This window comes from Streptomyces sp. MZ04 (assembly GCF_004684775.1).
Lineage (GTDB): Bacteria > Actinomycetota > Actinomycetes > Streptomycetales > Streptomycetaceae > Streptomyces.
In genome coordinates, this window is record NZ_SRIC01000022.1 from 35206 (window position 1) to 55487 (window position 20282).

General features: G+C 67.6%; 35 protein-coding genes and 1 pseudogene. 2 read left to right on the forward strand and 34 right to left on the reverse strand.

What is annotated here, in order from left to right; genetic code table 11:
- Nucleotides 1–142: 142 nt before the first annotated feature.
- The 9 genes and pseudogenes from E2651_RS45125 to E2651_RS07920 all read right to left on the reverse strand — a co-directional run.
- A pseudogene (locus tag E2651_RS45125) lies at nucleotides 143–298 on the reverse strand (HNH endonuclease signature motif containing protein); the annotation flags it as partial.
- Nucleotides 299–1159: 861 nt separating this feature from the next.
- Entirely contained in the window at nucleotides 1160–1567 is a 408-nt protein-coding gene (locus E2651_RS07885) for a hypothetical protein (protein WP_245238651.1), read from the reverse strand.
- 95 nt (nucleotides 1568–1662) lie between these two features.
- Nucleotides 1663–2103 (reverse strand): hypothetical protein, encoded by a 441-nt coding sequence (locus E2651_RS07890; protein WP_245238653.1) that lies wholly within the window; start codon nucleotides 2101–2103, stop codon nucleotides 1663–1665.
- Between the two features lie 1126 nt (nucleotides 2104–3229).
- A complete protein-coding gene (locus E2651_RS43820; protein ID WP_167828729.1) occupies nucleotides 3230–3403 on the reverse strand; it encodes a hypothetical protein in 174 nt (57 codons plus the stop codon).
- A gap of 10 nt (nucleotides 3404–3413) precedes the next feature.
- Nucleotides 3414–3725, reverse strand: coding sequence for an HNH endonuclease (locus E2651_RS07900; RefSeq protein ID WP_135330303.1), 312 nt, complete (start codon nucleotides 3723–3725; stop codon nucleotides 3414–3416).
- A complete protein-coding gene (locus E2651_RS07905; RefSeq protein ID WP_135330304.1) occupies nucleotides 3722–3943 on the reverse strand; it encodes a hypothetical protein in 222 nt (73 codons plus the stop codon). The genes E2651_RS07900 and E2651_RS07905 overlap by 4 nt, the downstream gene beginning before the upstream one ends.
- A 3-nt stretch (nucleotides 3944–3946) precedes the next feature.
- Nucleotides 3947–4495, reverse strand: a complete 549-nt coding sequence (locus tag E2651_RS44600) for a hypothetical protein (protein WP_209446089.1) — start codon at nucleotides 4493–4495, stop codon at nucleotides 3947–3949.
- Nucleotides 4495–4707, reverse strand: a complete 213-nt coding sequence (locus tag E2651_RS07915) for a hypothetical protein (protein ID WP_135330305.1) — start codon at nucleotides 4705–4707, stop codon at nucleotides 4495–4497. The genes E2651_RS44600 and E2651_RS07915 overlap by 1 nt, the downstream gene beginning before the upstream one ends.
- Entirely contained in the window at nucleotides 4707–4982 is a 276-nt protein-coding gene (locus tag E2651_RS07920; protein ID WP_135330306.1) for a hypothetical protein, read from the reverse strand. Before E2651_RS07920 ends, E2651_RS07915 begins: the two co-directional genes overlap by 1 nt.
- A gap of 39 nt (nucleotides 4983–5021) precedes the next feature.
- On the opposite strand from E2651_RS07920, the gene E2651_RS07925 reads away from it, so the two are divergent.
- The gene (locus E2651_RS07925) at nucleotides 5022–5366 is read left to right on the forward strand and encodes a hypothetical protein (RefSeq protein ID WP_135330307.1); all 345 of its coding nucleotides are present in this window, start codon (nucleotides 5022–5024) and stop codon (nucleotides 5364–5366) included.
- Here the strand turns inward: E2651_RS07925 and E2651_RS07930 are convergent, their stop codons facing one another.
- The 25 genes from E2651_RS07930 to E2651_RS08045 form a co-directional block, all read right to left on the reverse strand.
- The gene (locus E2651_RS07930; protein WP_135330308.1) at nucleotides 5367–5810 is read right to left on the reverse strand and encodes a hypothetical protein; all 444 of its coding nucleotides are present in this window, start codon (nucleotides 5808–5810) and stop codon (nucleotides 5367–5369) included.
- A gap of 20 nt (nucleotides 5811–5830) precedes the next feature.
- Nucleotides 5831–6013, reverse strand: a complete 183-nt coding sequence (locus tag E2651_RS07935) for a hypothetical protein (protein ID WP_135330309.1) — start codon at nucleotides 6011–6013, stop codon at nucleotides 5831–5833.
- Nucleotides 6014–6287: 274 nt separating this feature from the next.
- Nucleotides 6288–7169, reverse strand: a complete 882-nt coding sequence (locus tag E2651_RS07940) for an NAD-dependent epimerase/dehydratase family protein (protein ID WP_135330310.1) — start codon at nucleotides 7167–7169, stop codon at nucleotides 6288–6290.
- 142 nt (nucleotides 7170–7311) lie between these two features.
- Nucleotides 7312–7905: a class I SAM-dependent methyltransferase gene (locus E2651_RS07945; protein WP_135330311.1), complete on the reverse strand. Its 594-nt coding sequence runs from the start codon at nucleotides 7903–7905 to the stop codon at nucleotides 7312–7314.
- Nucleotides 7902–8270, reverse strand: a complete 369-nt coding sequence (locus tag E2651_RS07950; protein WP_135330312.1) for an HIT family protein — start codon at nucleotides 8268–8270, stop codon at nucleotides 7902–7904. The genes E2651_RS07945 and E2651_RS07950 overlap by 4 nt, the downstream gene beginning before the upstream one ends.
- Entirely contained in the window at nucleotides 8267–8977 is a 711-nt protein-coding gene (locus E2651_RS07955; RefSeq protein WP_135330313.1) for a hypothetical protein, read from the reverse strand. Before E2651_RS07955 ends, E2651_RS07950 begins: the two co-directional genes overlap by 4 nt.
- Before the next feature lie 13 nt (nucleotides 8978–8990).
- A complete protein-coding gene (locus tag E2651_RS07960) occupies nucleotides 8991–9284 on the reverse strand; it encodes a hypothetical protein (RefSeq protein ID WP_135330314.1) in 294 nt (97 codons plus the stop codon).
- Nucleotides 9275–10117 carry a hypothetical protein gene (locus tag E2651_RS07965; protein WP_135330315.1) on the reverse strand — a complete coding sequence of 281 codons (843 nt, stop codon included), beginning with the start codon at nucleotides 10115–10117 and terminating at the stop codon, nucleotides 9275–9277. The genes E2651_RS07960 and E2651_RS07965 overlap by 10 nt, the downstream gene beginning before the upstream one ends.
- A gap of 14 nt (nucleotides 10118–10131) precedes the next feature.
- The gene (locus tag E2651_RS07970; protein WP_135330316.1) at nucleotides 10132–10431 is read right to left on the reverse strand and encodes a hypothetical protein; all 300 of its coding nucleotides are present in this window, start codon (nucleotides 10429–10431) and stop codon (nucleotides 10132–10134) included.
- A gap of 102 nt (nucleotides 10432–10533) precedes the next feature.
- Nucleotides 10534–10833 carry a hypothetical protein gene (locus E2651_RS07975; protein ID WP_135330317.1) on the reverse strand — a complete coding sequence of 100 codons (300 nt, stop codon included), beginning with the start codon at nucleotides 10831–10833 and terminating at the stop codon, nucleotides 10534–10536.
- A complete protein-coding gene (locus E2651_RS07980; RefSeq protein WP_135330318.1) occupies nucleotides 10824–13124 on the reverse strand; it encodes a hypothetical protein in 2301 nt (766 codons plus the stop codon). Before E2651_RS07980 ends, E2651_RS07975 begins: the two co-directional genes overlap by 10 nt.
- Before the next feature lie 3 nt (nucleotides 13125–13127).
- Nucleotides 13128–13586: a hypothetical protein gene (locus E2651_RS07985; RefSeq protein ID WP_135330319.1), complete on the reverse strand. Its 459-nt coding sequence runs from the start codon at nucleotides 13584–13586 to the stop codon at nucleotides 13128–13130.
- 26 nt (nucleotides 13587–13612) lie between these two features.
- Nucleotides 13613–14059, reverse strand: a complete 447-nt coding sequence (locus tag E2651_RS07990; RefSeq protein WP_135330320.1) for a hypothetical protein — start codon at nucleotides 14057–14059, stop codon at nucleotides 13613–13615.
- Nucleotides 14060–14077: 18 nt separating this feature from the next.
- Entirely contained in the window at nucleotides 14078–14905 is an 828-nt protein-coding gene (locus E2651_RS07995) for a glycoside hydrolase family 16 protein (RefSeq protein WP_135330321.1), read from the reverse strand.
- Nucleotides 14906–15113: 208 nt separating this feature from the next.
- Nucleotides 15114–15395, reverse strand: coding sequence for a hypothetical protein (locus tag E2651_RS08000; RefSeq protein WP_135330322.1), 282 nt, complete (start codon nucleotides 15393–15395; stop codon nucleotides 15114–15116).
- Nucleotides 15396–15480: 85 nt separating this feature from the next.
- Nucleotides 15481–15717 (reverse strand): hypothetical protein, encoded by a 237-nt coding sequence (locus E2651_RS08005; RefSeq protein WP_135330323.1) that lies wholly within the window; start codon nucleotides 15715–15717, stop codon nucleotides 15481–15483.
- Nucleotides 15714–16151 (reverse strand): DUF6221 family protein, encoded by a 438-nt coding sequence (locus E2651_RS08010; protein WP_135330324.1) that lies wholly within the window; start codon nucleotides 16149–16151, stop codon nucleotides 15714–15716. Before E2651_RS08010 ends, E2651_RS08005 begins: the two co-directional genes overlap by 4 nt.
- A 19-nt stretch (nucleotides 16152–16170) precedes the next feature.
- Nucleotides 16171–16632 carry a hypothetical protein gene (locus E2651_RS08015; RefSeq protein WP_135330325.1) on the reverse strand — a complete coding sequence of 154 codons (462 nt, stop codon included), beginning with the start codon at nucleotides 16630–16632 and terminating at the stop codon, nucleotides 16171–16173.
- The gene (locus tag E2651_RS08020) at nucleotides 16629–17369 is read right to left on the reverse strand and encodes a hypothetical protein (protein ID WP_135330326.1); all 741 of its coding nucleotides are present in this window, start codon (nucleotides 17367–17369) and stop codon (nucleotides 16629–16631) included. The genes E2651_RS08015 and E2651_RS08020 overlap by 4 nt, the downstream gene beginning before the upstream one ends.
- Nucleotides 17370–17456: 87 nt before the next feature.
- Nucleotides 17457–17741: a hypothetical protein gene (locus E2651_RS08025; protein WP_135330327.1), complete on the reverse strand. Its 285-nt coding sequence runs from the start codon at nucleotides 17739–17741 to the stop codon at nucleotides 17457–17459.
- Nucleotides 17738–18004: a hypothetical protein gene (locus tag E2651_RS08030; RefSeq protein ID WP_135330328.1), complete on the reverse strand. Its 267-nt coding sequence runs from the start codon at nucleotides 18002–18004 to the stop codon at nucleotides 17738–17740. Before E2651_RS08030 ends, E2651_RS08025 begins: the two co-directional genes overlap by 4 nt.
- A gap of 2 nt (nucleotides 18005–18006) precedes the next feature.
- A complete protein-coding gene (locus tag E2651_RS08035) occupies nucleotides 18007–18414 on the reverse strand; it encodes a hypothetical protein (RefSeq protein WP_135330329.1) in 408 nt (135 codons plus the stop codon).
- On the reverse strand, nucleotides 18414–19211 hold the full coding sequence (locus tag E2651_RS08040) for a YgjP-like metallopeptidase domain-containing protein (RefSeq protein WP_135330330.1): 798 nt from the start codon (nucleotides 19209–19211) through the stop codon (nucleotides 18414–18416). The genes E2651_RS08035 and E2651_RS08040 overlap by 1 nt, the downstream gene beginning before the upstream one ends.
- 42 nt (nucleotides 19212–19253) lie before the next feature.
- A complete protein-coding gene (locus tag E2651_RS45915) occupies nucleotides 19254–19376 on the reverse strand; it encodes a hypothetical protein (RefSeq protein WP_280922773.1) in 123 nt (40 codons plus the stop codon).
- Between the two features lie 72 nt (nucleotides 19377–19448).
- Nucleotides 19449–19742 carry a hypothetical protein gene (locus tag E2651_RS08045; protein WP_135330331.1) on the reverse strand — a complete coding sequence of 98 codons (294 nt, stop codon included), beginning with the start codon at nucleotides 19740–19742 and terminating at the stop codon, nucleotides 19449–19451.
- A 140-nt stretch (nucleotides 19743–19882) separates the two neighbouring features.
- On the opposite strand from E2651_RS08045, the gene E2651_RS43825 reads away from it, so the two are divergent.
- A complete protein-coding gene (locus E2651_RS43825) occupies nucleotides 19883–20269 on the forward strand; it encodes a hypothetical protein (RefSeq protein WP_167828730.1) in 387 nt (128 codons plus the stop codon).
- Nucleotides 20270–20282 lie beyond the last annotated feature (13 nt).

The window sequence follows — 20282 nt, forward strand, 5'->3', positions numbered from 1 at the left end:
CGTCGGGATGTACGGCTCGTACTCGCCTCGGTCAGGCGCTGAGAGATTCTCCGTGATCCAGTCCAGGACTTCCCAGCCAAGGGTCGGCAGTTCGCCGGGCTGCGATGGGCGCCAAGGCATTGCCCACCCCCCGCCGCCGCTTCCGCAGCCTCCACTCGACGAGGAACATGACGTTCTTCGTGAGGTTGCAGGTTAGGCATGCAGGCACGAGATTCCCGATGGCGTGTCGGCCGCCCCGCGAGATCGGGATGACGTGGTCCACCGTCAAGTCACCCGGAATGCCGCAGTAGGCGCAGCGGTGAGAGTAGGCCAGGAGCATCCGCTGCCAGTCGCGAGCGCTGACCGCCCGCGTCTCCGATGCGCTGCGGATGCGGGCTCGCCGACGGTCCCGCGCGTTCTTCCAGAGAAGGGGATCCTTGGCGTACTCGCGCTTGGTCTTCTCCGCCAGCGCCTGCCGATTCCGCTCCCGGTAGGCCGCCTGCCACTCTTGCAGCCTCTCGGCGTTCTCCTTGCGGTACTTCTCCTGGTACGCCTTCACGTACTCGCTGCGGTTCTTGGCGCTGGCTTTCCACTTGCACGACTTCGAGCAGTACTTGGTGATCAGTGGCGCGTCGTCAGGGAGTGGTACCGAGCAGGTGGCGCAGTATCGATGGCCCAGCACCACGCCGTTTTGTGCACGCGCCCCACACTTCTGGTCGCAGTAGCGCTTCTGCGTGGATGACGTATCCGGCAGCGGCTTCCGGCAGCACTCGTAGGCGCAGATCCTGCCGCGCTTCGCCTCCAGGCGGCGCTCTGCGATCACCTTCAGCCGGGCATCGGCCTGACATCGATCGGTGCAGTACTTCGGCCACGGCCCGCACGTCGCCTGGCGCACAACCTTGCCGCCACAGGTTACGCAGAGACGCTCCGGCTCGGGTTCGCCTTTCCGGCGAAGTCGGTCACGCTCCAGACGGGACGCGTGTTGGCGGCTGCAGGTTGGTTGACCGCAGTGCGCTCGGCGAGCTCCAGTGAGCGGAGCTTCGCAATATGGGCAGGCAGAGATACTCTCGGCCATGTCGGTTCCTCCAGCTAGGGACCGTCCACGCCCCGGGGGTGTTAGCGCACCCGCCGGGGTCTTTGATGTTCTTGACCTGGCAATTCTATCGAGATTGGCGGTCCCTTAGGCCTCTTTCGCCTGATCCTCCGAGCCTGGCAAGATCCTCAATTCCCCGTAGCGCTGCCGAGACCGTTCGCCCGCGATCGGTCGCTTCCCATCCGCCTCGTCGGCCTGCGCAAACTGCATCCGCAGCCGCGCGCGGTCCTCGGGGGTCGCACCGAACTTGGCCACACGCAGGCGTAGCTCGCCGGCCGCCGACATCTCCCCCGACCACAGCCGCGCGTGCACGACGGCCGTATCCAGAAGGAAGTCCCAGTCCGTCGAGCTGAAGTGCTCGGCCTGTGGGCTGGCCTTCCACATCTCCCACCAGTCGAGGGTGCGTTGCGGCCACCGATACTCGACCAGGTCGCCGTCCTTCTCCACCTGGAATGTCGGCAGCTCTGGCGGCTCGGCCTGCTCGAAGCGCAGCACTGTCTGGGCGATCGGGTCCTTGTTGCTTCGGGCACGCCGGGAAGGATCCTTCGGCTGGGGGCCTCGGCCTGCCACGGCCATCACCCCCTTCAGTGCTAGATCAGCGCCGGGAGCAGTTCGGACAGATCGGCCAGCACGCTCGGGGAGTTGCGCCACACCTTGCCGGTCATGGCGATGTACCTGCGGTCTCCGTACACTTCAAGGCCGCTGCCGTTCGGCATCGCGATTCGTCGGCCGTTCTTGAGGCTGCCGCGGCCCCAGATATGCAGCCCGGCTCCCGAGTGGCTCACCTCGATGAACGTTTCCGGGAGTCGGGCCAGGAGGTCGGCCGCCCATGGTTCGAGCGCCCCGTCTGCGGCCAGGACATGGTCGAGGTCAATGCAGAGGATGTCGTCGGCGACCGTCAGGACGTACCCGAGGCCAACGCCGGCCTGACTCCGCACTGCTGCCCCGTAGTCCGACCAGGACGACGGGTCGGTGACCGAGGCGAACTTTGAGTCGGTGCGCAGCGGAACCTTGCGCTCACTCCATCGCACCCAGCGGTCCCGAACTCGCAGGTCAATGGGGATCGGGTCAACGTCAGCCCGCTGTCGGCGTCGCGCCCTGTATGCCTTGGCCTCGCACGACCGTGAGCAGTGCCGCCGGTCTGACCGGTGCATTACCGGGAGAGGGCCGGAGCAGACGCCGCAGGATGTGGTCGACATGATGCCATCTTAGCGGCGGCGGTGTGTAGGCTACAAGGCTTTGAACTGCTCGAATGCATCATCGCACGGGGAAGGAGCGGCACGCCGGTCTAGACCACCAGGACATAACCGCAGGTCACGGATCCCCCAGACCCGTAGCCGACCTCAGCGTGTATACGGCCCCGATCCCTAAAAGATCATGATCAAGGAACCCTCCCCAGGGTGATCATGGTCTAGTGGATCTTCATCAGAGATCGTTTGGATCACCGAATTGACCATGGAAATCCCTAAGCGCTCAAGGGAAGTCCTTAGGCCCTTAATCGCTTCTGTGTCGAACGTTCACGAATCGATCTTCGTTCTCGATCTTCTTCGACTTCAATCATTGATCATTTCGCTGATCAAGATCTCATCGACAACTGATCACTCTCACGCGATCACCATCGCATCACCATGCAGCACTGCACATGCCTGCCTCACCCCGACCGCTGCCCTGCCCATGCCCTGCCCGCCTGCCCCGGTACGGGGCGGCACGTGGGGGTGGCGGCACCGCCTGCCCTACCCCTCACGGTCGGCCTGCTCCTCGTGGGTCCATGCGTGCGCCCACACATCGGTCTCGTCCACGAGCAGCGTCATCGGCTCGCCTGGTCGGCGTGCAGGATCGGAGGTGACGGTGACAGGGACCGGAACGTGGCATACGCAGCATTGGGTGTACGCAACGGCTGGCATCAACGGGACCTGCGTCGACCGACGTTGCGACGGTCGCCTGGCCAGACTCCCGTGCGCTCGAAGTGCAGCCGTGCGCAGTAGGCCTTGGCTCTTGGTCCGAGGTACTTCGCCAGTTGCTTGGAGCATCGCGTGTGATCACCATGAGTGTTCCAGCGGATCTTGGCCGAGCCTGCCCCAGTCGACCAGTAGGTCTTGAGCTGAGCTGCGTTCCCTCGCCGGCTGCGGTTTCCTCGTCCCTTGCTCGCCACGTGGATCACTCCTCTGGCGCGGGCTTCTGGTCTTCGGGCTCTGGGTCTACGCGTTGGATGCAGGCGACGTGTTCGGTGGGGATGGCCCAGCCGTCTCTGATCTGCAGGGTGAGGGCGGGGTCTTCGACGAGCATGTCCTCACGTCTGCGTTCGGCGTGGATGATCAGGTATGCGGGCATGGTCACCGCCTCACAGGAGTCCGGGGTGGGCCTCTGCCGGGCGATTGCGTCCGGGCCTCGGGTTGGCGGCTTTGGATGCGTGACCTTCTGCACTGCTTTTGTACCGGTGGCAGTGTGGGGGGACGCGGTCGTGGGCCCAGTCGAGGTTGTCGAGGCTGTGGTCGTCGCCGGGATTCTTGTGGTCGAGGTAGTCGCCGCCGGGTTGTCCGCAGAGGTGGCAGACGTGTTCGGGGCTGCGGGCGTGCGCTGCCGGGCGGATCTCGCTGGCCCAGTTCGCCGGGAGTCGGCTCTTCCTTGTGCTGCCGCGCCAGCCGCCGCTCATGACGGTGCCTCCGTCCGGATGGTGACACTGCTGGCGAAGAGGGTGATCGTGACGGTGACGCAGTTCTGGTCGGTGATGTCGTGGGCCTTGATGCATGCCCCGTCGGGGATGGCGACTTCGGTTCCGTTGATGCGGACGGCGTTGGGGACGAGGAAGCCGCTTCGGTCTTCTGGGTTGATGCGGCGTTCGATGATCTCGATGTCTGCGCCTCGAAGCATCGTCTACTCCTCGGGGCTGTGTCCGGTAGCGACGGGCCCCTTGATGTAGGTCTCGGGGCACTCGTGCGGTTCCTCGGGAGTCCACTGGCCCCAGGTTCGGCAGCCGTCGCAGTGTTCCCAGCCGCCTGCGACGATCTCGCTGTAGTTGTACGGCGTGCCGTCGGCGTGCGTTGGGCGGCCAGTGGATTCCCTGGAATTGGGAAGATTCCTGCCCTCTCGCAAGGCCCGCGCGATGTCGGCTTGCGCCTTGCGGGTCTCGTCCTGGACTTGCTGGCGGAACTTCTCGAACTCGCCCTCGATGTGGACCTTAAGGAACAGCGGGTGGCCGTTCTCGTCGACGGGTACGTCGTTGGCGGGGATGTCGACGGTGTCGGGTGTGACGATGACGCCGCGTGCACCGATCTTGTCGGCGATGTCCTGCCAGTGGTCGCGCCACGTGGTGTCGGCGCCGAGGATGTACCGCTGTGGGGCGGTCTCGTCAACGACGAGGACGAACGGCGGTCGGTCGTCGCTGCTGCCTTCGGGGAGTTCGAGGATCTGGATGCGGGCCATCAGGCGTCGCCTCGCTTCAGATTTTCGCGGAGGACGTCGCCGATCTCTAGGAGGGCTTGGGCGATGGCGACGGTTGCGACGGCTTGTCCGTGGGCGGCGCGGGCTTTGATCTCGGCGCTGGCCACGTTCCCTGAGGGCATCGCGTTGAGGTGCTGCGCGGCTTGCCCGAGGGTGCGCTGGGCGAGTTCGCGGTAGCTGGGTACGGCGGCCATCAGGCGTCCACCGCCTCGTAGGTGGCGCGGAAGATGTCGTCGCGGCAGGGGTGGAACTCGCCTGCGACGCCCTTGATGATCCAGTCGCCCGGCTCGGCGCGCATGTTGCCTTCGAGCGTGTGGATGACGAGGCCGAGTTGCGGCTTTGTGGTGTGCGCTCGCTTCGCGTCGCCGCCGTTGGTGCCGATCCATCCGAGGATGCGATTCGCTGATTCAACAGTGCCGTCGAGCTGGCGTGCTTCGATCTCGACGGGCTTCTTGCGGTAGCGGGCCATGGCGCGGGCTCCTGTGTGGGGTTTCGGTACGGTTGCTGAATGAGCAGTGTGACGAGCGTGTTCGTGGTGGTCGGCGACAGCGGGGACGGGGCAGCCGAGGAGGTCGCCCCGAAGGTTGCGGAGGCCGTGGCCGAGGTGATCCGAGAGACCGCCGTGAACCCGGACGCGGCAGCACACCTGCCAGTGATCTCGAACAGCGGAGACGGCGATCACCCGTTGCAGGGCGGCAGCAAGCCGGGGGGCGGCGCCGTGATCTGGTTCGCCTGGAACTATGGCCGCCCCGTTGATCTGGAGCAGCGGTTGCAGGAGCGCGGCTTCGAGAACATCACCGTGTGGTCGCAGCACGAGCTCCACGGCTCGCGTCCACGCGTGACGAGCTGGTAGTTACGGCTTCCAGCGGGGCCCGCGTAGCTCTTCGGGTACGTCGCTGGTGGTGATGGGCGGGGTAGCGAGAATGTCGGCCAGCCCGAGGGCTCCGTCGCGGCGCTTCGATTCGGGTGGCTGCGGTCGGTCGAGCCCGGCGAGGATCTCTTCCGTCAGCCCAAGTGCGTGTGCGAGGTTGAGGAGTTCGGGGCAGTCGTTGAGGTTGTCTACGTTCGACAGGCCCATGTCGCCGTAGGTGCCGCAGCCTTTGCAGGCGGGCTCGTAGGTGACGTCAGGGTCCAGCGTGTGGCGGGCGAGGATGCGGCGGTCCGCCTCGCAGCGGCGCAGGGTGGTGGCAGCTGCGCCACAACCTCCCTGTGCGACTTCCCAGAGGTCGACTTCGGCCTCGCGCGCGAGAGCTTCACGAGCGTCAACTTGCTGGGTGATCCAGGCGTGGAGATCCACAGCTCGAGCCTTCAGTGGGTTTAGTGGTCGTGGACGCGCATGATCAGCAAGCCCTGCCAGGTACGGAGCTCAGTGGTGTCGCCGTCGCAGTCCTTGATGAGGCACACCGTGCGTCCGGATCGTATGGGGCGCTCCGGCTCGGGCTGGCCGATGCCGAGTTCCCGTTCGAGTCGGTCGATCAGGGCGTAGTCGGGTGCAGGCATGGCGTATGCCTTCCGCGGGGTTAGGGCATTTCGATGAGGTGCCATACGAGTTGTCCGCCGGGTGCAATGGCGGTGCCTCGGTAGTGGCTGCCGTCGGGGATGGGCTGGCCGGTGCCGTAGATGCGGTACCGGCGGGCGGGGAAGTCGTCGCGGCGCCAGGCCCAGAACTCGACGATCTGCGGGTCTCGGCAGTCGCCGTGCAGTGGCGTGCTGCAGCCGCCGGCTTCGTGCCACAGGTCGTCGACTGGAATCTCGAAGCGGTAGATCTGCCCCGTTACGCTGTCAGCGCCTGGCGTATGCCCTCTTCGAGGGTGATCTTGGGGTCGTAGAAGGCGAGCATCCTTTTGGGGTCGCACACCCTGTGGTGCACGCCTTGGGGTGCGTCAACGCGGTACTTGATGACGGGGCTGTAGCCGGCGGCTTGAGTGACGAAGCCGGCGAGTTCATCGAACGAGGTCGGCCGGCCCCAGCCGAGGTTGACGGGACCGGGGACGTCTTGGTCAATGGCGGCGAGGGTGGCGCCGACGATGTCGGTGACGTGGATCCAGTCGCGTGTGGAGTCGCCTGCTCCCCAGACTTCGAAGGGGTCTTGTCGGCACAGTGCGCGTTGGATGAACGCGGGGAACGGATACGCCTCGTCCTGGTCGCTGCCGTAGCCACTGAACGGCCGAAGGACGTGCATGCGGGTGCCGTGGGCTTCGACGATGGGGACGAGCTGCTCGCCTGTGAGCTTGGCCAGGCCGTAAGTCGCGTCGGGTGTGCGGGGGTTGGCGAGGTCGATGTCGGTCTCGATGAGGCGGTGGATGTCGCCGGGCTGTTGGAGTGCGACCGGATAGGCGGCGCTGCTGCTGTAGTACACGGCGCGCGGGATCTGGTTGCGGATCAGCCACCGGAAGTACCAGGTATCGAGGGCGAGGTTGGTGGCGACGCCGAGCGGGCTGCCGTCGATGCTGGCCCGCCCTCCGACGATCGCCGCAGCGTGGATGGCGAGGTCCCAGCGGCGGTCGTCGGTGCGGAAGAAGTCGAGGGTGTCACCACTGCGGGCGAGCAGGGTGGCGTTGAGGTCGACGCCGAGGACAATGTCGCCGCGGTCGAGGAGCGCACGATGCAGGTGACGGCCAACGAACCCGGACGCCCCGGTCAGCAGGACGCGCATCAGCCCTCCTCGTCGTCGACGGCTCCGCAGGGGCACGGCTCGAAGCTCGGGCACTCACAGGGCAGTCCGTATCCGTCCCGACCCGCGCATGGACCGGACCGGTGCTCGGCGATCTCGTGATGGCAGGTGCACTTGTCGGAGATCACGGCTTCACGGCCCGGTAGACGCCCCACGGCAGTTCGCTGTCGACGGGCTCCAGGCCGATTCCCGCGCAGGCTTCGGCCTGCCGCTCGCGGGACCAGGTGGTGACGCCGATCCACGAGTCGGCCTCTTCGGGCGTCTCAGAGACGGGCCAGTCGAGGACGATGATCCCGCCGAGCTTGGTCGCGGCCCGCAGCCTGCCGATGATGTGCAGGCAGTCCGCGTAGCTGTGGTGGATGAGGACGGCCAGGCTGTAGACGGCGTCCATGCGGCGGCGGCCGAGATGGGCGGCGAGGCCGTCGGCAGTCGCCTGCACGGTGGCGAGGTCGGGCGCGCGGTCGGTGAGCCGGTCGAGCATCCGCTGCGAGCTGTCGACGGCCGTCACCTCGTAGCCGAGGGCGGCGAGCGGGATGGCGACGCGTCCGTCACCGCAGCCGAAGTCGAGCACCTTCGCCCCGTCGGGGATCACGCTGGCGAGCATGCCGGCCTGCACCTTGCCGGACTCCCAGTACGCCCACTCCGAGACACGGCGCGTGGGGTGGATCGCGGCCGGGTCGGCGGCGTCCCATGCGGTGATGACGTCAGCGGCGGTCACGCTGTCTCCTCGTGTGATCGGCTGCTTCGGCCGGAGTACCAAGGAAGCGCGAGCCCGTCGTTCTCGGCGCGCGGCACGAGGTGCAGGTGCAGGTGGAACACGGACTGCGTTGCTACTCGCCCGCGCGAGGTGATGATGTTGCACCACTGGCTGGCGGCCAGTTGGGCAGCTCGACGCATAGTCGCAGCGCTGATCTCGGGGTCTTGCCCAACGTCAGCAACGTGGATCTTCGGGATGACGAGCAGGTGTCCAGCAACCACAGGGTTCAGCGGAACTATCGCGAGCGCGTCGTCCCACACGTGGAAGATGTCGGCCGGTGCGCGTCCGGCGACGATCTCGCAGAAGGGGCACGAATCTTGCCTCACGCGCTCTCCTCGACGAGCTTCCGCAGCTTGGCGAGGTCGGCGTCGAGACCGCCGCCGTCGCGGTACTCGTAGTAGGCAGCCGAGTCGCTGCTCACCTGCTCAGGGCTGTTGACCTCGGCGTAGCCCACATCCATGGGCGCCTTCTGAGCGGCCGGGTGCAGATGCTCGATGACCATGTCGTCGAGGTACGTGATGCGGCCCATGCCGCGACCCCACTCGACCCAACAAAGATCGACACAGAGATGCACCAGGGCCGGAGGCGCCATGTAGCCGAGCGTCTCGACGATGTCCGAGGTCATCGCCACGGCGGTCGCCATCGCCTCACCCTGGAGGAGGTCGTTGCCGTAGACGATGCCGGGCCCGCCGGACAGGCACTCACGGATCCGTGCATCCCACGGCATTGCGGCCGGACGGGGCCGGTGATCGTCGCCCATGAAGGCGAGGAACCGGTAGCTCTTGGCGGCCTTCACGGCCTGCTGGTTGAGCGTGCCGACGAGCCGCCGCCGCTTGCCGAACGTGAACCGCACGCGCTCGTCGCCCTTGTACTCGGCGGCGTTCTTCTTGTACGCGGCCAGCTCCGGATCATCCGTGTCGACAGCGAACAGCAGATCGGCGGTGGCGCCGGTGTCGTCCCAGGCTTGCACGATCTCCGGCACAGCCTGTGGCCTGCCGCGGGTCGGGATGATGACGAGCAGGTCGTTGGCCATGGCGCGGGCCCTTTCAGTAGACCTTGAGCGTTCCGGTGCGGTAGACGGGGGTTTCGGAGCCGCCCGCAAATTTGATCCACACCGTGTATTCGCCTTCGATCAGCGTGACCGCACCGCCGTTGGGGCCGATGAGGATCCGGCCGTGCGGGGCGATCCATTCGCCGGTCAGCCAGTCCTCGGTGACGGGGCTGGTGTCGGTGAGAAGGAACGCGAACTGGGGTGGTACGGCCAGCTGGATCGTGGTTCCGCCCGACCTTGCCACGACGGTGACCTTGACGAACTCGGTGCTGATGGCGGCTAGATCCACGGCTGGCTCACCGTCCATCCCCCGCGGGGTTCGCTGAGCTGGATGGTGATGTCGTCGGTGTCGGCGGCGTCGGTGCGAGCGCCGAGTTCGCTGCTTCCGGCGAGGTCGGCGGATGCTCCTGCCGTCTGCACGCTGCTGGCGTCGAGGCTGGTGTCTGCTGTCAGGTCGGCGGCGACGACGATGGAGCGGGTCGCTGCTGCGGTCTGGGTGCCGTCGGCGGTGAGTGCGGCGGAGCCGAAGTAGGTGCTGGCCGAGCTTGCCGGCGTGTTGACGTTGTCGATCTCGGCGTAGTTGGTGGTGCCGTTGGTGCGGAAACTCCACAGGTCGAGTGCGCATGTATCGATCGCGGCAGTCACCCACGCCGGGGTCGCTAGAGTCCGGCGGTTCGTCCAAGCCGAGCCGTCTGTGGAGGTGTCCCACAGCACGTTCCCGCCGGTCTCACGGATCCGTAGCCACAGGTGCGTGACTGCCGAGTAGGTGAGGGACACGGCCGCGCCGTCGAAGTAGGCGACATTGGATTCGCAGCGGATCGTCCCCGCCGCCGTGTTGATGTTGAAGGCCAGGTTCGTGCCAGCCGTCGAGGTGATGATGCTGAACACGACCTGCACTTCAGGGCTACCGCCGTTGACTGTTGGAGCGACCGGCACCTGCAGATAGACCGAACTCCCGGCGAGCGTCCACACCTTGGCGGTCTGGTAGCCGGCGTAGGTGCCTGCCACGCACGGCAGGCGAGCCCGGCCACTGGTCTCGGTCACGCCGCCGTAAGAGTTGCCCCAGTCGGGTCCGATGATGTTGTCGTTGAAGTTGTCGACGAGGGTGGAGAGCAGGGCCACGACTCACCCCGCGATCACGAAAGCGCGAACGTCAGAGCGCCTGCGGTGATCTTGAGTTCATCACCAGCAAGCAGCGTCCGGCTCGCGGCGAGCGGCCCGTACCAGAGGCGGACTGGGGTGCCTGCGCTGTCCCAGATCTCAGTCCCGACGAAGGTTCCGGCGGGCATACCGGTCCACACGAGGTCAGCGCTGTTGGAAGTAGCCCCGGATGCTGCGGCGCCGACGGTGAGGGTCTTGCGCACGTAGCTGCCACCGGTCGCCTCAGTTCCGGCCGCGCTGTCGCTGCCGTTAGCGGTGACGATCGCGACCTTCAAAGGCAAGGTAGGGGCCGTCGTTGCAGTCCCCATTAGCCAGTCTAGAGCGCGGTTCTCGGCCGTATTCGAAAGGTTGTCGGCGATGCCTACTGCCCTCCCTTGCTAAGTGATGCCGAGGTGCCCGGACAGCTCGACGATGTTTTCGCCGCCGGGCGGGTCGAAGGTGATCCATACGCGGTAGTCGCCATGCGCGAGGGTGAGGGCGCCCCCGTCAGGTCCGACGAGGAGCCGCGCGGTCGATCCGTCGACCCATGCCGCGGTCTTCCAGTCACCGGCCGCAGGGTTCCCGCGGTTCGAGGCCGGGAGGATCGCGAGCTTCACCGGGGCGCTGGTGATGTCCACCCCGGTGGGCGGTGTGACCTGCACTTTCACGTAGGCGGTGCTGGTCGCGGCTAGGTGCATGGGGCGCCCACCTCCCAGCCGATGCCGTGCGGCACGCCAATGTTCGGGCTGTCCCAGTCGAGGCTCGGCGGTCCGGTACTCCAGTCGCCGGACGGGGCGCCGATGATGTAGTCGGCGTCCTCTGGCGGCTCGTGGCCGGTGAGGATGGTCAGCGCGGTGCAGGTCTCTCCTGCCGTCGTCAGGGTGAGGGTCTTGCGGGCCTGGAGGGCCTGCGCGACTCCTGTTTCTCCGGCGGGCGTCAGGATGATCCGCTTGAGCTGGCCGAGGGGCTGGGCCTGCTCGATGGTCTCGGCCGGTCCGAGCAAGAGGGCTGCGCCGAGCGGGCGGGCTGCGCTGGTCTCCTGCGCGACGCCGATGAGGCGGCTCTTCGTGCGTGCGACCTGCTGCGCTTCGGCGACTTCACCAGCTGCGGTGAGCGCCAGCGTCTTGGCTCGGCCAAGGGGCTGGGCTGTATCGGTCTCCCCTGCCGGGGTGACGCGTCCAGCCGGGGGCAGGGTGCGCGCCTGGTCCTGCTCGATGGCTGGCGCCAGGGGTGCGGTCTTGTGTCGGCCGAGCGGCTGGCTGTCGTTGGTCTCGGTCGCCACGGGGAGCGCAAGGGTCTTGGAACGCCCCAGGTACTGTGCCGTGTTGGTCTCGCCTGCTGCGGTGAGCCGTCCCGGCGTGGCGAGTTGCAGCGCACTGCCGGTCTCGCCTGCGGTGCCGAGCAGCAGCGCCTTGTGGGGTGTGAGCGGCTGCGCGGCCTCGCTGGCAGTCGCGGCCTCCAGGGCCCGCTCCTTGACCGCTGTGAGTGCCTGCGTGTCCTCCAGGGACGTCGCGGTGTCGACCGGGCGCGCCTTGCCCGCCTGGAGGGCTCGCGCGGCGTCCTGCTCGAATGCGGGCGTGAGTGAGCGGCTACGTCCCAGCGCGCGTGCGCTGTCAGCCTCTTCTGCGGTTCCGGCGCCGAGCGTGCGCGTATGCCCGACCGGCTGCGCGGTGCCGGCCTCGCCGGCGGTCAAGAGCGGCACAGTCTTGACTGCGGCCAGGTTCTGTCCGGCGTTGGTCTCCTGTGCCGCAGCGAGCGGCCGTGTCTTCGTGCGACCGAGTGCTTTAGCGGTCTCGCTGCTTGAGGCAGTGGCGATGACCCGTGTCTTGATCTCACCGAGGGCCTGCGCCATGCCAGCCTCGAAGGCCAGACCCAGGACGGCGGTCTTCGCCCGTCCGATGCTCTGCGCGCTGTTCGTATCTGCCGCGGTGCTGAGTGCGCGAGATTTGCGGCGCCCCGCCGTCTGGGCGGCGTCTGTCTCGCTCGCGGTGCCCAGCGGCTTGGTCTTCGTCCTGGCCAGGGTTTGAGCGGTGTCAGTCCCCGCAGCAATGCCCAGGAGCTTGGCCTTGGCTCGGCCGAGAGGTTGCGAGTCGTCGGGTTCGCTGGCTGTTCCGAGCGCCGTTGACTTGGTGCGGCCGATCGGCTGCGCGGTGGCCGTCTCTGCGCTGATGCCGAGCGCCCGGGTCTTGGCGCGCGGCAGGGCCTGCGCGCCGTCCGTTTCACTCGCGGCGCCGAGCGCGGCGATCTGTCCCTGAGTGATGTTGACGTTGTCGAACTCGGCGAAGTCCGCTGTCCCGTCGGAGCGGTGGGCGATCAGCTGGAACTCGAGGCTACCGAGGCCCACCCACGACGAGGCGATGTTCTTGCGGTTGGTCCAGGTGACGCCGTCCGGGGCCGTGTCCCAGTACGTCGTACCTGCGGACTCGCGGATACGCAGCCACGCGTGGGCAGTCGCGTCATACGGGATGACAGTGGCCGTGGCGTCGAAGTAGCCGACCCGGTTGGCCATGGTCAGGGTGCCGGACAGCGGGCTGACCTCGAACATCACGTCCGTGCCCGCCGTGCCGCTGAGCACGAGGACCTGCGCCCACGCCTCTGTGGTCGCCCCGCCCGCGGCGGGCGGGTAGACCCGCACGAACGCCGAGCTGCCCGCGAGCGTGTACGTTTTCGCGCTTGAGTACGCGTTGTAGCCGGTGTCGCAGGTGACGCGGGCCCGACCGCCCGTCTCGCTGTACGTGCCGAACGAGTTCTGCCACAGCGCAGCGTTGACCGTGTTGTCGGCGAAGTCATCGACGAGGCTGGCGAGAGCGAGGCCGACGGCGGCAATGTCCGCGCCGACAGTCCTCGGCGCTCGGCGCGGGTCAAGCGGACGCGCCCAGCCGGGCCCCTTCTGCGACGGCTGCGGGGTGACGATCTGGGAGCGCATCCCGGCCCGCGGCGTGCCCTGCACGGTGACGGCGCCGCTGGTCTGCGCACGGCCCCCAGCCACAGGTCACCGCTCGTCGTAGGCGGCGTAGCAGCGCAAGTTCGCTGTAGTCGCTGCCGCGGTCGCGGTGATGACCATGCCGCCCGCCGCCGCGATGACCAGGCCCGGGTCGGGGAACGTCCAGATGAACCCCGTGCCCAGGGTCGCCGGGGTGGTACCGCGCCGGAACGCGAGGCCCGTGACGGTCGGGTCGGCCGTCGCCCACGTCTTCTCCAGCACTGCGCCGGTCGCCCCGAGCACCGGGTCCTCGGCGGCCGGAGTGTCCGAGGTGATAGCACCCGTGCCGACCGCGTTCATCCGAAAGAGCGCGAACCCGATCGCGGCAGCGGTGCCGGACTCGAGGAACACCCCGACCTCGTACACGGCCAGGCTCTTCGCCGAGCCCGCCTTGAGGTTCCACATGGCCTTGTCGGTGGCGTTCGCCGAGGCTTTGGTCGCGGCAGAGGCGACGCTGTAGCGGGCCATGCGATCACCTCCCGCTCAGATCCCGGTCAGGCCGATGAGGTGGCGCGGAAGAAGTCATTGATGGTCAGCGTGAAGTCCGTGCTGTCTGGGGTCATCGTGACGTCATGCTTGGTGAGCGGGACCAAGTCGGAGTCCGTACCGCCGGTGGTGTCCGGGTCGTAGCAGATGACGACTGCGGAGATCGGGTTCCCGGCGGTGGCCGTCCAAGTGATGTCCGCGCAGTCGACGGCGACGCGATCGTTGGTGTCGTCGACCGTCACGGTGACGCCGGTCAGAGTCTTCCTACCGAGCGTGGTCTGTTCGTTGCTCGCGCCGGCGAGGAGGGCTTGGAGGTCGTCGTAGTCGCGCATGGTGGCGTCGGAGACGATGCCGCTGGTTTCGATGGGGACGGCGATCAACGCGTCGTTGGTGGCGGGGAGTTCCGCATAGTACTTGATCTTCGCCAGGGCGATGTTGAAGGTGATGTTGGCCATGGATCTTCCTTCCGAGGGTCAGCCCCAGGTCCAGCCTTTGACATAAGCGATGTCCATCTGTGCGCTCGTATGCGGCGCAGGGGCGCGCCCCTCGAGGGCGGTCTCGTTCTGGATGTCCCACGACATCGCCGTGTTGGGGACAGCCGTGGTGCTGCGCCCGACGGTGCGTCCGTCGATGGCGAAGGTGACGCGGCCGGGCTTCCACTCAATGACCGTGGTGTGCCAGGCAGTCCAGGTGGTGTGTGCGTCGTAGGCGTCTTGGTCGCCGCCGAGGCTGTTGAGGTGGTGGGCGAACCCGTAGACGCCGCCTGTCCAGTTGCCCTCGGGGAAGTCGATCTCACAGTTGGGGCAGGCGTCATTGCTCACGGGCCACAGCAGGTGCGCGCTCTTGTAACCGGCCGCCGCCTTGGAGACCCGCCAGCGTTCCTCATACCGCCCGTACTTCTGGCCCATCAGCTTCTTCGGTACGACGGCCGCCGAGTGGACGGGCCCGCTGGCGGCGCGCCACATCCGGATGTGCATCTGCCCGCCCGAGATCCACACCGTGGATGCCGGATCGTAGAAGCCGCCGACCGGATACGAGCGTTGGGTCGCGGTGTCAGGCCAGCCCTTCGGGTACGCCCACCAGTTCGCCCGCACCGCCCCCGACAGACCGTCGCAGTACGCGCGCAGGGTGTCCGGGTTGTGGTTGCAGTCGCTTAACTTCCCCTTGGCCACCGGGGTGTTGAACGCGTCGGCGAACTTGAGGCGCCAGGACGGTGTCGCCCCATCGGCCGGCGGCGCCGTGATGCTCCAGACGAGGAGACCCACAACGAGGAGAGCAGTGACGAGGAGGCGTCGACGCATGGCACCTCCCCTGACGTGTGTTGGGGTGTCCCGCTGCCCGCGGCGGGGGCCCGATCGGACAGCGGGACGTCGGGGCCCTGCCGGGTGGGTAGCGGCCCCGAGTCGGAGGGGGTGTCCGCCCGGCCCCCACGGCCGGGCGGACAGGGGTGGGCCGAGCGCTGGAGGCACTGCAAGGCCCGTCCTGCGCGACCACCGTGCGCAGGAGCCTTCAGGCGGCGTGGGTGTGTGGGCCGCGGCTGTTGGCGGCGGGGTCGGTGGGCGTGTACTTGGCTCCGCCTGCCGCTGCTCGCCGGATGGTGGGGAGGTGGAAGTACTGGCCTGCTTCGCCGTCGAGGATGGGTTCGATCTTTCCTCGGGTGACCCAGACGCGGATGGTGCCGGGTTTTACTTCGGCTTCGCGGGCTGCTTCCCAGAGGTCGCCGATGTCGCGGTTGCCTGCGACTTGGGCGAAGTGGATTTCCAGCCCGTCCGGGTTGGGGTAGGTGACCACGGCACCTCCCCGAGGTACGCAAAGGCCCCCACCGGTGTGTTCACGGCGGGGGCTCCAGGGGCGTGATGTGACTCGTGTGCCACGATCAAGGATCACGATTACAGATGGGCGATTTTTCGTCAAGCAGCTTGCCCATTCGGTCGGTGTCGGCGTCGGCAGCAACGTGGCTGTAGTCGCGGTGAGTTGGCCGCCCGCAGGTGGGGCACCGGTGCTTCGCGTCCTGGTTGAAGATCTGATCGACGCAGTAGATGGCGACGGCGCCGATGGTGAGGAAGGTGGCGATGATGCCGAGTGCGGCGAGCGGCGCGACCCAGATGCTCACGGCGCCCACTCCTCGCCTCGGTGATCAGGATGCCCGGCGAAGGGTCGGGCGAGGATGCGGAGGGTGCGGCAGGGGTAGGGGTTACCGGTCAGTTCGCCGTCGTGATTGATCTCCCCGCGCGTCCTGCACACCTTGCCGTCGTTGTTGTCGCCGTCCCATCCGGTCGCGGACGGATGCTCGTCGACGATGGCAAGCTTGGCGTCGCCGTCGGCGATGACGTCGGCCGGGTCGTTGGTGGCGATGTGGGCGGCCTGCTCCTCTGACGGGGAGCCTTCGTCGTACACGACCGCTCGGCCGCGCTCGTCTTCGATGCGGCCCGGATATCGTTCGGCGTCGTCCTGATGCCACCGCCCGTGGCCGCCTTGGCAGGCCGCCACGGCGAGCGCCCGCCGTTCCGCGTACCGGGCCCGCAGGAAGTCGGCGATCTCGCTCATCGGGTGCCTTCGGATTGGTTCACGCCTCGGTCTCCTCTTCCCATCGAAGATCGCGGATCCCGTGGGCCAGGACCGCGACGCCGAACTGGTCGCGCGGCAGTTGGAGCCGCGAGCGTGGATAGATCCGGAACCGCTCCAGGTCGAAGGTGCAGACCGCGTCCCTGCCGCGCCCGTCCGCGTCCGGGCCGTAGCGGACAGGCCAGCGCGCGACGAGCCTGCGGGCATACCAGCGGCGGGCGTGCCGCTTCTTCCACATCTGCCACGTCGAGGTGGGGACTTCGTAGGTGACGTAGTGCCGGGCTGCGAACTGCTCGGGCGGCAGGTCGTCGGAGAGGATCTTCGTCTTCAGCTGGAACAGGAGCTGATCACTGATGAACTCGCGCTGCACGGAGACGTCCATGTCAAGGAACAGTTCCTCGTCCACGGCGAACCGCTGCGCGTAGCGCTTGAAGGTGAGCGCGAGGGTGATGTCGTCTGTCATGCCGCTACTCCTGCCGCTTCGGCGAGTACTGCCTCTTGTGCGGCCCGGAGTTGCCGCCATTCCCCCAGGGTCTCCCACCCGCTGCCGCAGCCGCTGCAGCGGACGCGGTGGGAGGCGGCGGATGCGGTGAGCTGCTCCCGGCATAGCCCGTCGTCGAGTTGGACTGGGCACAGGCCGATCTTGACGCGGCCGGGCTTCCGTTCGTCGTTGACGATCGCCGTGCATTCGGCGTGGAGCTTGCGGATCGTCTCAACGTCATGACCGACCGATTCGTAACCGCCACATGCCCAAAGCAGGTTGTCGGCGAGGAACTTCGTGTGCCGCTTCACGGCCTCGGCAGGGTTGATGCGCCACGACGCGAAGATCCTGTTGCCGTCACTGTCCGGTGCGATCTCCCAGTCGAGGGCGGTCCGCCACGAGTCCTCTATCGCTCGCAGCCGGGCGGCGACACCTCCGCCGGGCGCGACGAGGTCGAGGACTTCTAGCCGGGGCGGGATCGGCGGGTTCTTCGTCCCGGATCCGCCGCCGCCTATTCGCCGGGCGCCCCGCATCAGCGCGGCCGTCGTGTCCAGCTGCCGGAACAGGGCGGGGAGTTCGGTGAGGCGAGTGGCCGTCTTGTCTTCGCAGGGCCTGCAAGCCCATCGGCCTGATTCGCTGACCCAAAGCTGCCGTCCGCAGCCGGGAGTCACGCAGACCGGCCACTCGTATTCGGTGAGGTCGGGGGGGTGATCGTGCACGGCAGGCTCCTCGGGTGGTGCGGGAAGCAGGGTGACGGATGCGCCAATTGTGCATCACGGGGTTGACGGCGTGGGCCGATGGCGCATCTACGACCGCGGCGCCGTCACCCGCCGCTGCCACGCCCCGAGTCCGGCCACGGCGGCCTTCTCCCGGCTGGGTTCGGGCCGTCTGCACCAGGTGCTGCTGCCGTCGACCCAGTATCGCCAGCCGTTGCGGGTGCCGCCGCGCCAGGCGGGTTCGATGACGACGAGCAGCTGCCCGGCGGACACGACCTGCCAGCCGCGGGTGTCTGGCCAGTCGGGGGCTTTCTCCAGTACGGCGGCGTCGATGACGGTACGGGCCGCGGAGGCGGACAGGTGGCGGGCGGTCACGAGTCCTGGTTTCGGCCGCTGGCGTCGGGGGTCCCGAGGCGCCGGAAGGCCTCTTCCAGCCCTGCATCCACTCGTCCGCAGGCCATGCGGAGGACGACGTCTGTCACCTCGGCTTCGCAGGGTTCGCAACGCCAGGGTGTGCGCGGCATGTTGTAGAGGAACGGCTTCATGGTGGGTTTGCCGCACCGGTCGCAGTTCGGGCCCTTCCTCACCGCGGGGTTCGGGCTCTTCCCCGCGAGGAGTTGCCACAGTTTCAGCATCATGTTCAGTCCTCGTCTCGGTCGTAGCGGTCTTCCCAGTAGCGGTCGTCGTAGCGGGCGGCTTCGGCGGGGGTTTCCTCCCACTCGGGGGGCGGCTCGCGACGCAGAGGGCGGCGGATCATGCGGAGTGCGCTCTCGCGGGCCCGACGCCGGTTGTCTTCCCGCCAGCGTGCTTCGATGTGTTCGGGGATGGGCCGCCCGTTTTCGAGCGCCCGGATGGCGTCGTCAAGGTCGCAGTGGAGCCGCTCGAAACGTTCGCGGGTGCCCTGCCAGCTGTCGATCCAGGAGGCTGCGGCCCGCACGGTGAAGAAGCCGTCACTGTCACGGGCGAGGAGCTCGGCCGCCTGGTCGCGGGACAGTTCCCCGGCGTCGACGGCACGGCCGTAGAACTCGATGTCGTCGATGAGGGCCATCACCGGGCCCCCAGCTTCACGTCGCCCATCCACAGGGAGCGCCCCAGCTCGTCCAGGTGGCGGGCTTCCTCGCGGGCGCCGATCCGGGCCCGTTCGAATGCCCGCCAGAACTCCGGTCCGTGTGGCGCCCCATGCGGGACGACGGCGTGGGTGAGCTCGTGGACCAGGACGTGACGGACCAGGGAGGGCGTGAGCTGAAACGTCTGCCAGGCGATGCGGATGTTGTTCGTGTGCCCGTCGTGCACGCCCCACCGCTTCCGCCCGATATCGGCTGCGCAGACTGTGGGCATCGGCTGGTCGCCTGCCATTCGCTGCCACAGGGAGGGTGCTTGGAGCCACTGGTTCAGCCAGACGGTGCCTTCGCGGATGTACCAGTCGATGAGCGGCTTGGCGCCCTGTGAGATGACGGCACGGTCCAGTTGCGTCCACTCGTACCCGTCGTGGATGCGCTCCACGGGGGCGGGGGCACTGTCGACGATGCGGAGCCGGGCGGACTTGCCGAGCCATAGGTATCCCTCCCCGTTGAGCAGCTCCTTCACTGGGTGGTCGGGGGTGCGCTTGCGGGCTTTGACGAGCATGGAGCCGAGTCGGTGGGAGTTCTTCACGAGCAGGGTGACGGCGTCGGCGGGGCGGGCGCCTGCGGGTACGTGCAGGGTGATTCCGGGGTCGCCGGGCTGCATGGACAGGCCGAACGTCTTCCGGCGGGCGCTGACTTTGACCTCGTGGATGTAGCGCTCGAAGCGGCCGTGGTCGGCTATCGCGGCACGGATGGCCTCGGCGAGCTCGGTGGATGTCACGGCGGTTCTCCTTGCACGGCGGTCCGGATACGGGCGGGGTTTTCAACTGCCGGGCTTGAACAGCTCGCGCAGGCCGACGGTTACGGCGACCACGACGGCGGCGATGATCGCCTCGGTGTGGTGGTCACCCCACACCGTGTTGATGACCTCGGACAGGAAGTGCATGATGGTTTCCCCCTGGGTGCGGATGTGCGGCGGATCGGCGGGCCCGGCCGGTGGGCCGGGCCCTGGGGTGGATCAGGCGTTCTCGATGGCGTCGGAGAAGTCCAGGGCGTAGTGACGGTCGAGGTACCGCTTGATGGCCTTGAGGTCGCGCCGCACGCCGACCCGAGTCAGCTCCTCCTGGCGGCCGTCTGCGAACTTGCCGTTCGGGGTGAGGACGATGCGACCGTCTTCGGCCTCGGCGGCGTCGACCCAGACGGGAACAGTTCGCTGCCACCAGGCGAGGGGGCGCGGGAAGGGAGGGGCGCCCTTAGCGACCAGTTCCTGAGCGATGCGGATCTTCGACTGATTGATGACGATGGCGTCCATTGCCGTCTCCCCTACTGGACTGAGTGCCAACTTTCTTGGCACTTCAATAGTGACACAGCAAGCCGCGAAGGTGCAACATAGTTGGCATGACGAATCCTCGAATCGGTGCACACTCAGTTGGCAGCAAGCTGCCTACCGACTTGGCAGCCGCACGTGAGACCATCTGGGACATGACGCCGCGCCCCGACCCGCAGACCGAGACCACCTGGCTCCGCAAGCTCGACCGAGCAACCACCGCCCACGAGAAGGCCAGGGCCACCCTCGAAGAGCTGATCGCCGACGCGCGCGCTGCTGGCGTCCCACTCATGACGATCGCCAAGCACACGCCCTACAGCCGCGAGTGGGCGCGGAAGATCGCCGACCGCGTCGACGCCGAACGTTGCAACGCCGTGGGCGACGCACCCAACAGCCTAGGGACCGAACGCTGCAAGCTCCCTGCCGGACACGAAGGACGCCACGCGGAGGGCACCACCAGCTGGCCGCAGAAGAGGCGCCTGAACGATGAGCCCCCCAACCCCGACGCCTAATCTGCCGGTTCCC

What these genes read in the sequence shown, in the direction of transcription:
- E2651_RS07955 (WP_135330313.1), bottom strand. Translation starts at nt 8,977, where the DNA reads ATGGCCAACGACCTGCTCGTCATCATCCCGACCCGCGGCAGGCCACAG.
- E2651_RS07925 (WP_135330307.1), top strand. Translation starts at nt 5,022, where the DNA reads ATGAGCAGTGTGACGAGCGTGTTCGTGGTGGTCGGCGACAGCGGGGAC.
- E2651_RS08010 (WP_135330324.1), bottom strand. Translation starts at nt 16,151, where the DNA reads ATGAGCGAGATCGCCGACTTCCTGCGGGCCCGGTACGCGGAACGGCGG.
- E2651_RS07920 (WP_135330306.1), bottom strand. Translation starts at nt 4,982, where the DNA reads ATGGCCCGCTACCGCAAGAAGCCCGTCGAGATCGAAGCACGCCAGCTC.
- E2651_RS08015 (WP_135330325.1), bottom strand. Translation starts at nt 16,632, where the DNA reads ATGACAGACGACATCACCCTCGCGCTCACCTTCAAGCGCTACGCGCAG.
- E2651_RS07915 (WP_135330305.1), bottom strand. Translation starts at nt 4,707, where the DNA reads ATGGCCGCCGTACCCAGCTACCGCGAACTCGCCCAGCGCACCCTCGGG.
- E2651_RS44600 (WP_209446089.1), bottom strand. Translation starts at nt 4,495, where the DNA reads ATGGCCCGCATCCAGATCCTCGAACTCCCCGAAGGCAGCAGCGACGAC.
- E2651_RS08030 (WP_135330328.1), bottom strand. Translation starts at nt 18,004, where the DNA reads ATGATGCTGAAACTGTGGCAACTCCTCGCGGGGAAGAGCCCGAACCCC.
- E2651_RS07905 (WP_135330304.1), bottom strand. Translation starts at nt 3,943, where the DNA reads ATGCTTCGAGGCGCAGACATCGAGATCATCGAACGCCGCATCAACCCA.
- E2651_RS07975 (WP_135330317.1), bottom strand. Translation starts at nt 10,833, where the DNA reads ATGCACCTAGCCGCGACCAGCACCGCCTACGTGAAAGTGCAGGTCACA.
- E2651_RS07935 (WP_135330309.1), bottom strand. Translation starts at nt 6,013, where the DNA reads ATGCCTGCACCCGACTACGCCCTGATCGACCGACTCGAACGGGAACTC.
- E2651_RS07900 (WP_135330303.1), bottom strand. Translation starts at nt 3,725, where the DNA reads ATGAGCGGCGGCTGGCGCGGCAGCACAAGGAAGAGCCGACTCCCGGCG.
- E2651_RS08035 (WP_135330329.1), bottom strand. Translation starts at nt 18,414, where the DNA reads ATGGCCCTCATCGACGACATCGAGTTCTACGGCCGTGCCGTCGACGCC.
- E2651_RS43820 (WP_167828729.1), bottom strand. Translation starts at nt 3,403, where the DNA reads ATGCCCGCATACCTGATCATCCACGCCGAACGCAGACGTGAGGACATG.
- E2651_RS07990 (WP_135330320.1), bottom strand. Translation starts at nt 14,059, where the DNA reads ATGGCCAACATCACCTTCAACATCGCCCTGGCGAAGATCAAGTACTAT.
- E2651_RS07995 (WP_135330321.1), bottom strand. Translation starts at nt 14,905, where the DNA reads ATGCGTCGACGCCTCCTCGTCACTGCTCTCCTCGTTGTGGGTCTCCTC.
- E2651_RS07940 (WP_135330310.1), bottom strand. Translation starts at nt 7,169, where the DNA reads ATGCGCGTCCTGCTGACCGGGGCGTCCGGGTTCGTTGGCCGTCACCTG.
- E2651_RS08045 (WP_135330331.1), bottom strand. Translation starts at nt 19,742, where the DNA reads ATGGACGCCATCGTCATCAATCAGTCGAAGATCCGCATCGCTCAGGAA.
- E2651_RS07985 (WP_135330319.1), bottom strand. Translation starts at nt 13,586, where the DNA reads ATGGCCCGCTACAGCGTCGCCTCTGCCGCGACCAAAGCCTCGGCGAAC.
- E2651_RS45915 (WP_280922773.1), bottom strand. Translation starts at nt 19,376, where the DNA reads ATGCACTTCCTGTCCGAGGTCATCAACACGGTGTGGGGTGACCACCAC.